Raw genomic sequence first — 12,781 nt, forward strand, 5'->3', positions numbered from 1 at the left:
CTTGATACCGGACAATCTCATGTCAGTAAGTTCTTTTAACCGACGCTGGGCGGCGGTGATCCTTGAAGCCCTGACTCGCCATGGCGTCAGGCACGTGTGTATTGCACCGGGTTCTCGTTCAACCCCGCTGACGCTGGCGGCCGCTGAAAACCGGGCATTTATTCACCACACTCATTTTGATGAACGCGGTCTTGGCCATCTGGCGCTGGGGCTTGCGAAAGTCAGCAACGAGCCTGTGGCGGTGATTGTGACCTCCGGTACCGCGGTGGCAAACCTCTATCCGGCGCTGATCGAAGCCGGATTAACCGGGGAGAAACTGATCCTGCTGACCGCGGATCGTCCCCCCGAGCTTATCGACTGTGGCGCCAACCAGGCTATTCGTCAGCCGGGCATCTTTGCCTCGCATCCTTCACAGGCAATCGCGCTACCGCGTCCTACTCAGGATATTCCGGCAAGCTGGCTGGTCTCGACAATCGATCATGCCATCGGGACACTGCGCGGCGGGGCGCTGCATATTAACTGTCCGTTTGCCGAACCGCTGTATGGCGAAATGGATGACACCGGTCTTGAATGGCAGCGCACCCTGGGTGAGTGGTGGCAAAGTGAAAAGCCGTGGCTGCGTGCACAACCGCATCCTGAAAGCGCCAGACAACGTGACTGGTTCTTCTGGCGGCAGAAGCGTGGCGTGGTGGTTGCCGGGCGCATGAGCGCCGCGCAAGGCAAGCTGGTTGCGGAATGGGCGCAAACCCTTGGCTGGCCGCTGATTGGCGACGTGCTTTCCCAGACCGGTCAGCCGCTGCCGTGTGCCGATCTCTGGCTGGGGAATGCGAAGGCGGTCACCGAGCTTTCGCAGGCGCAGATTATTGTCCAGCTCGGCTCAAGCCTGACCGGTAAACGGTTACTGCAGTGGCAGGCAACCTGTGATCCAGAAGAGTACTGGCTGGTGGACTCGCTGGAAGGGCGGCTCGACCCGGCACACCATCGTGGTCGTCGTCTGGTCAGTGAGATTGACGCCTGGCTTGCACTCCATCCGGCTGAAAAACGCAAGCCCTGGGCCGTTGCGATCCCGGCGCTTTCGGAACAGGCCTGGGCGTTAACCCAGGCGAGCTGCGAAGCATTCAGTGAGGCCGGGCTGGCACACCGTATTCGTCAGTATCTGCCCGAGCAGGGGCAGCTGTTTGTCGGCAACAGTCTGGTGGTTCGCCTGATAGATGCCTTTTCAAAGCTGCCAGCCGGTTACCCGGTCTACAGTAACCGGGGGGCCAGCGGCATTGACGGGTTGATCTCCACGGCGGCGGGCGTACAGCGTGCCAGCGCGAAGTCTACGCTGGCAATCGTCGGCGATCTCTCCGCGCTGTACGACCTCAATGCCCTGGCGCTGCTGCGTCAGGTTTCGGCACCGTTTGTGCTGATTGTGGTTAACAACAATGGTGGACAGATTTTCTCCCTACTGCCCACCCCGCAGAGCGAACGTGCGCGTTTCTATCTGATGCCCCAGAACGTGCAGTTTGAACACGCCGCGGCAATGTTCAGCCTGAAATACCATCGCCCGGAAAGCTGGGAGGCGCTTGATGCGGCCCTGAGCAGCGCCTGGCGACAGCCCGGTGCGACGCTGATCGAGCTGGTGGTGAACGATGCTGACGGCGCGCAGAAACTGCAAAGCCTGCTGGCCCAGGTAAGCCACCTGTGATCCTCGCGGGCGTGCAGCAGGCTGGAAAGCCGGGTTATCCCTGGCTGGTCTTTTTGCACGGTTTTTCCGGGGATTGCCGCGAGTGGCAGACGGTCGGGGCGGCGCTGGGCGATTACCCGCGGCTGTATCTCGACCTGCCGGGGCACGGTGGTTCCGGCAATACTGGCGTGACCGGGTTCGAGGAGATGAGCGATTTGCTGACCCGGACTCTGCTTAGTTACAACATACTGAATTTCTGGCTGGTGGGGTACTCCCTCGGCGGCCGCATTGCGATGTTCCATGCCTGCCAGCAGCCAGAGGGGCTGAAGGGCATTATTGTGGAAGGCGGCCATCCCGGGCTACAGGATGCCGGTGAGCGGAGTGCGCGGCTGGCATCCGATCGCCGCTGGGCGCGGCGCTTTCGTACCGAGGCACTCGACGTGGTTTTCACCGACTGGTACCGACAACCCGTATTTGCTTCCCTGACGGACGTTCAGCGGCAGGCGCTTATTCGCCTGCGTAGCCAGAACAATGGCGCGACTCTGGCGATGATGCTCGAGGCCACCTCGCTGGCCGTGCAGCCTGATTTGCGTCCGGGACTGAGCGCCTGCAACGTCGCTTTTGATTATTTATATGGTGAACGTGATGAGAAGTTCAAAGCCCTTGCGGCTGAACTGCACGCCGTACGCCATGCGATCCCCCATGCCGGACACAACGCCCACCGGGAAAACCCCGCTGCGGTTGCTGCGAGTCTGGCTCAGATACTGCGTCTTCGAATAAAGGACTCTCTATGATCTATCCTGATGAACACATGCTCTATGCGCCGGTTGAATGGCAAGACTGCTCCGAAGGTTACTCCGACATTCGTTACCACAAATCCGCAGACGGCATTGCCAAAATCACCATCAACCGCCCGCAGGTGCGTAACGCGTTCCGTCCGCTGACCGTCAAAGAGATGATTCAGGCGCTGGCAGACGCGCGCTATGACGACAACATCGGTGTTATCGTCCTGACCGGCGAAGGTGAAAAAGCGTTCTGTGCCGGTGGCGATCAGAAAGTGCGCGGCGATTACGGCGGATACCAGGATGACTCTGGCGTTCACCACCTGAACGTGCTCGATTTCCAGCGCCAGATCCGCACCTGTCCAAAACCGGTGGTGGCGATGGTGGCAGGCTACTCCATCGGCGGCGGCCATGTGCTTCACATGATGTGTGACCTGACCATTGCCGCAGAGAACGCCATCTTTGGCCAGACGGGCCCGAAAGTGGGTTCGTTCGATGGTGGCTGGGGTGCTTCCTACATGGCTCGCATTGTCGGTCAGAAAAAAGCCCGCGAAATCTGGTTCCTGTGCCGTCAGTACACTGCTCAGGAAGCGCTGGATATGGGCCTGGTGAACACCGTGGTGCCAATTGCCGAGCTCGAGAAAGAGACCGTGCGCTGGTGTCGTGAAATGCTGCAAAACAGCCCAATGGCGCTACGCTGCCTGAAAGCGGCCCTGAACGCCGACTGTGACGGTCAGGCAGGTCTGCAGGAGCTGGCAGGTAACGCCACCATGCTGTTCTACATGACCGAAGAAGGGCAGGAAGGTCGCAACGCCTTTAACGAAAAACGCCAGCCTGACTTCAGCAAATATAAACGGAATCCGTAATGCGTCGCGCGCAGGTTTATCGTTGGCAGATACCGATGGACGCGGGCGTGGTGCTGCGTGAACGGCGGTTAAAAACCCGTGATGGCATGCTGGTGCATCTGCAGCAGGGCGAGCAGGAAGGCTGGGGCGAGATTTCGCCGCTGCCGGGCTTTAGCCTTGAATCGCTGGATGACGCGCAGGCGGTATTGCTGGCGTGGGCCAGTGAGTGGCGTGAGGGCGCGAACCCGGCGTTGCCGGAGGTGCCTTCCGCGGCTTTTGGTATTAGCTGCGCGCTGGCGGAGCTGGACGGTAGCTTGCCTGCAGAGGCTAATTACCGCGCGGCACCGCTCTGTACGGGCGATCCGGATGAGCTGTTTGCGCTGCTCGCCGCCATGCCGGGCGAGAAAGTGGCGAAAATCAAAGTCGGTCTCTATGAAGCGGTACGCGATGGGATGGTCGCTAACCTCTTACTGGAAGCATTGCCCGACCTGCATCTGCGTCTGGATGCTAACCGCGCCTGGACGCCGCTGAAGGCGCAGCAGTTCGCGAAGTACGTAAACCCGGCGTACCGCAGTCGTATCGCGTTTCTGGAAGAGCCGTGTAAAACCCGCGACGATTCCCGGGCGTTTGCCCGTGAAACCGGCATTGCCATCGCGTGGGATGAAAGCCTGCGTGAAGACGGCTTTGCGTTTGTCGCCGAACCGGGTGTCCGCGCGGTGGTCATTAAACCGACGTTGACCGGCAGCCTTGCTAAGGTACGCGAGCAGGTCGCGGCGGCCCATGCCGCCGGGCTGACGGCGGTCATCAGCTCTTCGATTGAGTCCAGCCTGGGGCTAACCCAACTGGCGCGCATTGCCGCCTGGTTAACGCCAGACACTGTCCCCGGTCTCGATACGCTGAACCTGATGCAAAATCAGCTTATCCGTCCGTGGCCAGACAGCACGCTGCCGCTCCTTGACGTTGAGGGGCTGGAGCCGTTGCTATGAGTTTTACCGACTGGCCGTGGCGACACTGGTGCGCGCAGTATGCTGATAAACCGGCCCTGAGGCTGAACGATGAGACGCTCAGCTGGCAACAGCTGTGTGCGCGCATCGACAGACTGGCCGCGGGCTTTCAGCTGCAGGGTGTGCAGGAGGGCGACGGCGTACTGCTGCTGGCGCATAATCACCCGCAAACCCTGATGGCGTGGCTGGCATTGCTTCAGTGCGGGGCACGTATTCTTCCCGTTAACCCGCAGCTGCCGCACCCGCTGCTGGACGTGTTGCTCCCGCAGATGACGCTGCGCTTTGCCCTGGTGCTGGACGGCGTCTACGACGGGCTGGTCGCGCTCAGTATGCGCGAGGCGCCGGGCGGGTGTCGCGTGGCGTGGCAACCATCGCGGCTGGCTTCCATGACGCTGACATCCGGTTCAACCGGTTTACCCAAGGCGGCGGTCCATACCTGTGCCGCCCATCTTGCCAGTGCGCGCGGCGTGCTTTCGCTGATGCCCTACGACGATGAAGACGACTGGCTGCTCTCCCTGCCGCTGTTTCATGTCTCCGGGCAGGGGATTTTGTGGCGCTGGCTGCAGGCTGGCGCGCGCTTAACCGTCCGCGAGAAGCAGCCGCTGGCGCAGGCCCTGCAGGGCTGTACGCATGCCTCACTGGTACCGACGCAGCTCTGGCGTCTGCTTAATGCACATCAGCCTGTCGCGCTGAAAGCCGTACTGCTTGGCGGGGCCGCGATCCCCGTTGACCTGACTCAGCAGGCGAGCCAGCGGGGGATCCGCACTTTCTGTGGCTACGGTCTGACGGAGTTTGCCTCAACGGTTTGTGCCAAAGAGGCAGACGGTGAACCGGACGTCGGCGCTGCGTTGCCGGGCAGAGAGGTGCGGGTGGTTGACGGTGAAGTGTGGATCAAAGCGCAAAGTATGGCCGCAGGTTACTGGCGGGACGGTGCATTGATTCCGCTGACCAATGCTCAGGGCTGGTTTGCCACCCGCGATCGCGGGGAATGGCATGACGGGCGCCTGACGATCCTTGGCCGAATGGACAACCTCTTTTTCAGCGGGGGCGAAGGGATCCAGCCGGAAAGCCTTGAGCGGGTTATTGCCCGCCATCCGCAGATAAACCAGGCGTTTATCGTCCCACTCGATGACGCCGAGTTCGGTCAGCGTCCGGTGGCGGTGGTGGAGTGTGAACCGGGAACCGATATCACCGGCTTCCCGGCGTGGGTACAGGGCAAACTGGCGCGCTTTGAGCAGCCGGTGCACTGGCTAATGCTGCCGGCAGAGCTCAAAAATGGCGGGATTAAGATCTCCCGCCAGGCATTAAAACAGTGGGTCACCCGTCTGTTGAAAGGATAATCAACCGATATCCGGTGCCGGTTTGCGCTGGCGGCGACGCAGCAGACGCAATACCGGCGGAACCACAATCACCAGGATGGCCATCGCTAACAGCACCTTCGTCACGCTGCTGTCCCACAGAATAGACATATTGCCGTTGCTGATGGACAAGGCGCGGCGCAGGTTCTGCTCCAGCATCTCTCCCAGCACAAAGCCTAAAATCAGCGGTGACATCGGGAAGTGCATCTTACGCAGGATGTAGCCCAGTACGCCAAGCAGCACCATCAGCACCAGATCGAAAGTGGTGCTGTGTACCGCATACACCCCCACCGCAGAGACGGCCGCGATAGCCGGCACCAGGAACCACAGGGGAATTGTCAGCATCCGGGTGAACAGACCAATCAGCGGAATGTTCATGACCAGCAGCATCACGTTGGCGATTAGCAGCGCTGCAATCAGCCCCCAGACAATATCCGGCTGCTCGGTAAACATGGCCGGTCCAGGCGTAATGTTATAGAGCGTCAGCGCGCCCATCATCACCGCCGTGGTGCCCGAGCCCGGTACGCCAAGGGTCAGCATCGGGATAAACGAACCGCAGGCCGAGGCGTTATTCGCAGCCTCTGGGGCCGCTACCCCGCGAATGTCGCCCTTGCCGAAGCTGTCACTGTTGCCGCTGAGCTTTTTCTCGGTCATGTAAGTGATGGCGCTGGCGATGGTGGCCCCGGCCCCCGGCAGAATGCCGACGAAGAAGCCAATCACCGACGAACGCAGCGTCGCGCCGATACACTGTGCGCCCTCTTTGGCACTGAAAAGCATGCGGCCCGTTTTACGCACCAGCGTCTGTCCGCTGCTGGTATGTTCCAGCATCAATAAAATTTCAGAGACCGAGAACAGGCCAATCACGACTACGATAAACTGCACGCCGTCGGAAAGGTGCACGCTGTCAAAGGTAAAGCGATAAACCCCGGTGTTGGCATCCACGCCGACGGTGGCTAACCCTAAGCCAATCAGCGCGGACAAAAACGATTTCAGCGGATTCTGCGCCATCATGCTGCCGAGACAGGCGATGGCAAAGACCATCAGCGCAAAATACTCTGCCGGACCAAACGCCAGCGACCACTGGGCCAGCGCAGGGGCAAACAGAATGATACCGCCGATGGCAATCAGTGAACCACAAAACGAACTGACCGCGGAGATGGACAGCGCCACGCCACCGCGACCCTGCCGTGCCATCGGGTAGCCATCCAGCGCGGTCATAATGGCCGCCGCATCGCCGGGCACGTTCAGCAGAATGGAGGAAATACGCCCGCCATATTCACAGCCTATATACACCGTCGCCAGCAGGATCAGCGCCGATTCCGCAGGCAGATGCAGGGCAAACGCCAGCGGGAGTAAAATAGCGACGCCGTTAATTGGCCCAAGGCCGGGCAGCAGACCCACAATGGTCCCGACAAAGCAGCCGATCAGGGCTATCACCAGGTTTTCCGGGGTCATCGCCACGGCGAACCCCTGCGAGAGATAAATCCAGGTATCCATAGCGTGCTCCGTTAATTAAACCATGCGCCGAGCGGTAAGGTCACATCCAGCAGGCGGTCAAAGGCAAACCACAGCAAGATCCCCATTACCGCGCCGGAAATCCCCGCCGCCGGGAGGGTGGCGTTAAACAGCATGCCGATCACCATCGTCAGGATGGCGGTTGCAACCGGAAAGCCGAGCCACTCAAAACCCCAGGCGTACATCAGCAGAACGATGACCATCACCAGCAGACGCTGCAGAATACGGCGCGGTGGCCACTCTACGGTATCCGGATGACGGAGCAGCAGGGCCACCGAGCAGAGCAGCATCAGTCCAACAATGCCCATCGGGAAGGGGCGCGGCCCCACCGGTTCATAGCTGTATTCGCTGTGGATCTGCCAGGCGACGAACATCCCACCGACGCAGAGCAGCAGCCAAATCCCGGCAAAAATACGATCGCTCATACCGCCTCCGGTTATTTGGCAAGGCCAAAGGCTTTCGCCTGTTCGCGATAGTCATTGACCTGTTTTTTGACGTACTCATCCAGCGGCTTGCCGCTCAGGTTGAACTCAAACAGCCCGCGCAGATCGCGCTGCTTTTTAAACGCTTCGGTCTGCTGGAGTTTATTGAAGGTTTCGACCCACCACTGATATTCGGCATCGGTCACTTTTGGCCCGACGAAGAAACCGCGGATAATCGGCCAGACCAGGTCATAACCCTGTTCTTTTGCGGTAGGGACGTTCGCCAGTTGGCCCGGCAGGCGGTTCTCAGAGAAGACCGCCAGCACGCGGATTTTATCGCCGTTCAGGTAGGGCACCATTTCACTGAGATCGCCGGATACCGCCTGAACGTGATTTCCCATCAGCGCCGTCACCGGTTCGCCGCCCCCTTCAAACGCCACGTAGCGCATCTTGTGAGGATCAACCTTCGCCTGCTGTGCCAGCAGGGCGGCTTTCATCCAGTCCTGGCTGCCGATGGAGGCACCGGCGCCAATCACCACGCTGTTCGGATCTTTTTCCATGGCGGTCAGCAGGTCTTTCAGGGATTTCCACGGTGAATCCGCGCGCACGGCAATCATGCCGTAGTCAGTACCGACGGTTGCCAGCCAGCGCACGTCATCCACGCCGTAGCGGCCAAACTTCCCCTGAGACAAGTTCAACAGCGAGCCACCGGAGAAAGCCACCACCGTGCCGGCTTCCGCAGGGCGTTGCGCGACAATCGCGTTGTACGCAACGGCACCCACGCCGCCGGGCATATAGGTCACACGCATGGGTTTTGCGATAGCGCCGGTCTCCAGCATGCTGACCTGAATGAGTTTGCAGGTGAGATCGAAACCGCCGCCGGGTTTCGCCGGCGCGATGCACTCGGTGCGGGACGGGGCATCCTGCGCCTGAACGGCAGAGGCACTTATCATCAATACGCTTGCAGCAAGAGTCGAAAGTAGTTGTTTTTTCATCGTTTATCCTCACGCCGGAGTTCCGGGAGTACGGGTACGGGTCTTTTTTCTGATTATGTGAACCACCTTGTAGCGGTTCCGTTGCGTGATTGTTAAAACAATAACCTTTCATTTCCCTTTCAATGCGACACCAACTTTACAGGATGTGATATGCGTCTCTTACTCGCGGAAGATAATCGTGAGCTGGCTCACTGGCTGGAGAAAGCGCTGGTGCAGGAGGGCTTTGCCGTGGACTGCGTTTCTGACGGGCGCGCCGCCGACCATCTGCTGCAGGGAGAAAGCTATGCGGTTGCCATCCTGGACATCGGAATGCCCGGCTTTGACGGTCTGGAGGTCGTGCATCGTCTGCGTAAACGCGGTCAGACGCTGCCCGTCCTGTTTCTCACCGCGCGCAGCAACGTGGCGGACCGGGTGAAAGGGCTCAACGCCGGGGCGGATGATTATCTGCCGAAACCGTTTGAGCTGGAGGAGCTTGACGCGCGGCTGCGCGCCCTGTTGCGCAGAAGCGAAGGGCGAACGCAGGAGCGTCAGCGCCTTGGGGAGCTGGAATATGACGACGAAGGCTTTTTCCTGCTGCGCGACGAGCCTCTGTCGCTCACGCCGCGCGAACTGTCGCTGCTGAAGGTGTTGATGCATCGCCGGACCCGGCCCGTTTCCCGGCAGCAGCTGTTCGATCAGGTGTTTAGCCTGAATGACGACGTTAGCCCGGAGAGTATCGATCTCTATATTCATCGTCTGCGCAAAAAGCTCAGCGGTAGCGGCGTGAGGGTCACCACCCTTCGCGGACTGGGTTATGTGCTGGAGTGCGGCGATGAGGTGGGTTAAGCCGCAGTCGCTTTACCTGCAACTGCTGCTGTTTCTTGGGCTTCCGTTGTTGTTGCTGTGGGGGTTGTCGGCATTTAACAGCTATGTCAGCGCATTGCAGGCGGCCACGCAGGCTTACGACCGCACGCTGTTATCCTCTGCCCGAACAATATCGGAGCGGCTGGAGGTTCACGACGGCAGGCTGGGCGTGAATGTACCCTGGGTGGTGCTCGACAGCTTTGAACTCAATATGAACGACCGGCTCTATTATAAAGTGGTCGATCCCGACGGGCGGGTGATCTCGGGTTATGACGATCTGCCCCGGATGCCCCCGGCAACATCCCGTACCACGCTCTATCCGGCGCTGGCCTGGTTTTATCACACCGAATACCGCGGGCAGGCGATCCGTGTCGCGCGTCTGCTGCAGCCCGTCAATGAAGGGAATATCGTCGGCATGGCGGAGATTTATGTTGCGGAGACGCTCCAGTCCCGCCGCTATCTCGCCAGTCAGTTGCTCTTTTCATCATGGGTCTCTCAGGGATTGCTGGTGCTGCTGACCCTGGTGTTGACCGCGTGGTTGTTGCGTCGCGTACTGCGCCCAATGCGCCAGCTCTCTTCGCTGATGGTGCGCCGTGATCCAGGCCTGCTCGCGCCGCTGCCGGAGTTGTTGCCCTGGTCTGAGACCCGGCTGCTGATTGTGGCGTTCAACCGCTATATCGACAGGCTGCGCGGCGTGCTGTCGCGTCAGGAACGCTTCAACGCGGATGCCTCGCATCAGCTCAAAACCCCGCTGGCGGTGCTGAAAACCCAGGTCTCCGTTGCCCTGACGCGTCAGGATCCCGCCCTCTGGCAGGAGAGCCTGCGGGCAATGAATGCGACCCTGGATGACACCATTGTACTGACCGAACGGCTGCTGCAGCTTTCCGCGGTGAAGCGTAAGGAGCAGGGGGAGGGCCAGTTTGCGCCGGTGGATTTGGTTCAGGTGGTGCAAAACTGCTGCTTCTCACGGCTGGCGCAGGCGCGCAGTAAAGCGATTGACCTGGGCTATGACGGTCTGCAGCAGCCGGTCATGATCGAAGGCGATGACGTGCTGCTGGGGGAGTTGTGCGCCAACCTGCTGGAGAATGCGATCAAATATACCCCTGCAGAAGGGACAGTGACCGTGTTCCTGCGAACGGACCAGGGCGCCGTTGAGCTGAGCGTGGAGGACAGTGGTCCGGGCATCGAAGAGGACCAGATCCAGCAGGCGATGCTGCCTTTCCACCGGCTGGATAACGTCGGAGATGCCGCCGGGTCAGGGATCGGGCTGGCGCTGGCCGCTGATATTGCCCGTCTGCACAGAAGTCCTTTGCAGCTGACGCGCAGCGAAACGCTGGGTGGCCTGAGCGTTAAAATGCGTTTTCTGCTGCTCACGTAAAAAAACACCGGGTATCAAATCGTTACAAACTACTTGTCTGCCGCACGCAGAGTGCTTGATCCCCGGGCGACTCAGGTTAAAATCTCGCGGTTTTGGGACTTCTCTATAAAATTGTGCGGGATCACGACAATGAAAAAAGTGGCATTAGTGGGCTTAGGCCTGATGGTTGTTTCTTCGGCGGCGAACGCCATCAGCTTCAACGGCTCGGCGGGTCAGGATTATACTCACCTCGGCTTTGGCCTTGGGACCGAGACCTCCGGTCTGGCGATGACCGGCGGCTGGACACATAACGATGACGATGGCGATGCGGCAAGCCTCGGTCTGGGTCTGAACATTCCGCTTGGCCCGTTCCTGGCCACCGTGGGCGGTAAGGGGATTTACACTAACCCGAACGACGGTGATGAAGGTTACGCGGCGGCGGTAGGCGGCGGCCTGCAGTGGAAAATTGGCGATAGTTTCGGCCTGTTCGGCGAGTATTACTACTCACCGGATTCGCTCTCCAGCGGTATCGACAGCTATGAAGAAGCCAACGCGGGCGCGCGCTGGACCATCATGCGTCCGATTACGATTGAAGCAGGCTATCGCTATCTGAACCTGGCGGGTAAAGACGGCAACCGCGACAACGCACTGGCTGACGGCCCGTACGTGGGGGTCAGCGCAGGGTTCTAATCACGCCGGCGCGGCATTCTGTCGCGCCAGTTTCACTCTTCTCCCGACATCCATTTGCGCTATAGTGTTTTGACCATATAAGCGGGAGAACACAATGATTAACGTGGAGATGTTATCCACCGGCGACGAAGTGCTGCATGGACAAATTATTGATACCAATGCTGCCTGGCTTGCCGATCTTTTCTTTGAGCAAGGATTACCGTTAACGCGTCGCAATACGGTGGGCGACAATCTTGAGTCACTGGTGAATGTGCTGCGCGAGCGTAGCGAACACGCCGACGTGTTGATTGTGAACGGCGGGCTCGGTCCCACCAGCGACGATCTCAGCGCCCTGGCCGCCGCGACCGCAAAAGGTGAAGGGCTGGTGCTTCATGAAGAGTGGCTGGCGCAGATGGAGCGTTTCTTCTCCGAACGTGGCCGTGTTATGGCACCCAGCAACCGCAAGCAGGCGGAAATTCCCGCCAGCGCCGAACTGGTCGATAACCCCGTGGGTACCGCGTGTGGGTTTGCCATTACGCTGAACCGCTGCCTGATGTTCTTCACGCCGGGCGTACCGTCAGAATTTAAAGTGATGGTTGAGCAGCAGATCCTGCCGCGCCTTCGCGAACGTTTTACCCTGCCTGAGCCTCCGCTCTGCCTGCGTCTGACCACGTTTGGCCGTTCCGAAAGCGATCTGGCCCAGAGTCTTGATCATCTTTCCCTGCCACCCGGTGTCTCAATGGGCTACCGCTCCTCCATGCCCATCATTGAACTCAAGCTGACAGGACCGGCCTCAGAGAAGGCGGCGATGCTGGCGCTCTGGCCGGAGGTGCAGCGCGTGGCAGGTGAAAGCCTGATCTTTGAAGGCACCGAGGGGCTGCCGGCGCAGATTGCGTCGCATCTGCAGTCTCGCCAGCTGAGCGTGACCTTAAGCGAACAGTTCACCGGCGGGCTGCTGGCGCTACAGCTGTCGCGCGCCAGTGCGCCGCTGTTGGCCAGTGAAGTGGTGCCGTTCCAGCAGGAAACGCTGGCGCAGACCGCGCGCTGGGCTTCGGAAAGAAGGGTGAAACATTTTGCTGGCCTGGCGCTGTTTGTGGGGGGGCTGGATGAGGAACATCTCAACTTTGCGCTGGCGACGCCGGAAGGCACGTATGCTTTGCGGGTTAAAATGAGCATTACCCGCCACAGTCTGGCGGTACGTCAGGAGGTCTGCGCCATGATGGCGCTGAACATGCTGCGCCGCTGGCTGAAGGGTAAAGAGGTGGCCAGCGAACACGGCTGGATTAATGTTGTCGAATCGCTGTTTGTTGAGTGATGCCTTT

At 59.9% G+C, this 12,781-nt stretch carries 12 protein-coding genes; 9 read left to right on the forward strand and 3 right to left on the reverse strand.

Going from position 1 to position 12,781, the window contains the following annotated elements; genetic code table 11:
• The first annotated feature begins 19 nt into the window (after positions 1 to 19).
• The 5 genes from menD to menE are packed head-to-tail and all read left to right on the forward strand — an operon-like array spanning position 20 to position 5,640.
• Positions 20 to 1,690 carry a 2-succinyl-5-enolpyruvyl-6-hydroxy-3-cyclohexene-1-carboxylic-acid synthase gene (menD, locus tag QE396_RS01305; RefSeq protein ID WP_047366488.1) on the forward strand — a complete coding sequence of 557 codons (1,671 nt, stop codon included), beginning with the start codon at positions 20 to 22 and terminating at the stop codon, positions 1,688 to 1,690.
• The gene (menH, locus tag QE396_RS01310; RefSeq protein ID WP_047366487.1) at positions 1,687 to 2,463 is read left to right on the forward strand and encodes a 2-succinyl-6-hydroxy-2,4-cyclohexadiene-1-carboxylate synthase; all 777 of its coding nucleotides are present in this window, start codon (positions 1,687 to 1,689) and stop codon (positions 2,461 to 2,463) included. The genes menD and menH overlap by 4 nt, the downstream gene beginning before the upstream one ends.
• Complete coding sequence (gene menB, locus QE396_RS01315) at positions 2,460 to 3,317, forward strand: 1,4-dihydroxy-2-naphthoyl-CoA synthase (protein WP_025203593.1); 858 nt, start codon at positions 2,460 to 2,462, stop codon at positions 3,315 to 3,317. The genes menH and menB overlap by 4 nt, the downstream gene beginning before the upstream one ends.
• Positions 3,317 to 4,282, forward strand: coding sequence for an o-succinylbenzoate synthase (gene menC, locus QE396_RS01320; protein ID WP_032678606.1), 966 nt, complete (start codon positions 3,317 to 3,319; stop codon positions 4,280 to 4,282). The genes menB and menC overlap by 1 nt, the downstream gene beginning before the upstream one ends.
• Positions 4,279 to 5,640 (forward strand): o-succinylbenzoate--CoA ligase, encoded by a 1,362-nt coding sequence (menE, locus tag QE396_RS01325; protein WP_047366486.1) that lies wholly within the window; start codon positions 4,279 to 4,281, stop codon positions 5,638 to 5,640. Before menC ends, menE begins: the two co-directional genes overlap by 4 nt.
• On the opposite strand, the gene QE396_RS01330 is transcribed toward menE, so the two are convergent.
• The 3 genes from QE396_RS01330 to QE396_RS01340 are packed head-to-tail and all read right to left on the reverse strand — an operon-like array spanning position 5,641 to position 8,590.
• Entirely contained in the window at positions 5,641 to 7,155 is a 1,515-nt protein-coding gene (locus tag QE396_RS01330) for a tripartite tricarboxylate transporter permease (protein ID WP_014170979.1), read from the reverse strand.
• Between the two features lie 11 nt (positions 7,156 to 7,166).
• A complete protein-coding gene (locus QE396_RS01335; protein WP_020883153.1) occupies positions 7,167 to 7,598 on the reverse strand; it encodes a tripartite tricarboxylate transporter TctB family protein in 432 nt (143 codons plus the stop codon).
• 11 nt (positions 7,599 to 7,609) lie between these two features.
• Positions 7,610 to 8,590: a tripartite tricarboxylate transporter substrate binding protein gene (locus QE396_RS01340; protein WP_020883154.1), complete on the reverse strand. Its 981-nt coding sequence runs from the start codon at positions 8,588 to 8,590 to the stop codon at positions 7,610 to 7,612.
• A gap of 150 nt (positions 8,591 to 8,740) precedes the next feature.
• On the opposite strand from QE396_RS01340, the gene tctD reads away from it, so the two are divergent.
• The 4 genes from tctD to QE396_RS01360 all read left to right on the forward strand — a co-directional run bounded on the left by tctD (position 8,741) and on the right by QE396_RS01360 (position 12,774).
• Positions 8,741 to 9,415, forward strand: coding sequence for a transcriptional regulator TctD (gene tctD / locus QE396_RS01345; protein WP_014170976.1), 675 nt, complete (start codon positions 8,741 to 8,743; stop codon positions 9,413 to 9,415).
• On the forward strand, positions 9,402 to 10,811 hold the full coding sequence (locus QE396_RS01350; RefSeq protein WP_020883155.1) for a sensor histidine kinase: 1,410 nt from the start codon (positions 9,402 to 9,404) through the stop codon (positions 10,809 to 10,811). Before tctD ends, QE396_RS01350 begins: the two co-directional genes overlap by 14 nt.
• 129 nt (positions 10,812 to 10,940) lie before the next feature.
• On the forward strand, positions 10,941 to 11,480 hold the full coding sequence (locus tag QE396_RS01355) for a YfaZ family outer membrane protein (RefSeq protein WP_020883156.1): 540 nt from the start codon (positions 10,941 to 10,943) through the stop codon (positions 11,478 to 11,480).
• 94 nt (positions 11,481 to 11,574) lie between these two features.
• Positions 11,575 to 12,774, forward strand: coding sequence for a nicotinamide mononucleotide deamidase-related protein YfaY (locus QE396_RS01360; RefSeq protein WP_014170973.1), 1,200 nt, complete (start codon positions 11,575 to 11,577; stop codon positions 12,772 to 12,774).
• The last annotated feature ends 7 nt before the right edge of the window (positions 12,775 to 12,781 follow it).

Origin of the sequence: Enterobacter sp. SORGH_AS_0287, assembly GCF_031453695.1 — a bacterium.
Classification (GTDB): domain Bacteria; phylum Pseudomonadota; class Gammaproteobacteria; order Enterobacterales; family Enterobacteriaceae; genus Enterobacter; species Enterobacter ludwigii.

Bases quoted from the DNA above. Each gene is read 5' to 3' on its own strand.
- menD (WP_047366488.1), top strand. From the start codon at position 20: ATGTCAGTAAGTTCTTTTAACCGACGCTGGGCGGCGGTGATCCTTGAA.
- menB (WP_025203593.1), top strand. From the start codon at position 2,460: ATGATCTATCCTGATGAACACATGCTCTATGCGCCGGTTGAATGGCAA.
- menC (WP_032678606.1), top strand. From the start codon at position 3,317: ATGCGTCGCGCGCAGGTTTATCGTTGGCAGATACCGATGGACGCGGGC.
- menE (WP_047366486.1), top strand. From the start codon at position 4,279: ATGAGTTTTACCGACTGGCCGTGGCGACACTGGTGCGCGCAGTATGCT.
- QE396_RS01330 (WP_014170979.1), bottom strand. From the start codon at position 7,155: ATGGATACCTGGATTTATCTCTCGCAGGGGTTCGCCGTGGCGATGACC.
- QE396_RS01335 (WP_020883153.1), bottom strand. From the start codon at position 7,598: ATGAGCGATCGTATTTTTGCCGGGATTTGGCTGCTGCTCTGCGTCGGT.
- QE396_RS01340 (WP_020883154.1), bottom strand. From the start codon at position 8,590: ATGAAAAAACAACTACTTTCGACTCTTGCTGCAAGCGTATTGATGATA.
- tctD (WP_014170976.1), top strand. From the start codon at position 8,741: ATGCGTCTCTTACTCGCGGAAGATAATCGTGAGCTGGCTCACTGGCTG.
- QE396_RS01350 (WP_020883155.1), top strand. From the start codon at position 9,402: ATGAGGTGGGTTAAGCCGCAGTCGCTTTACCTGCAACTGCTGCTGTTT.
- QE396_RS01355 (WP_020883156.1), top strand. From the start codon at position 10,941: ATGAAAAAAGTGGCATTAGTGGGCTTAGGCCTGATGGTTGTTTCTTCG.
- QE396_RS01360 (WP_014170973.1), top strand. From the start codon at position 11,575: ATGATTAACGTGGAGATGTTATCCACCGGCGACGAAGTGCTGCATGGA.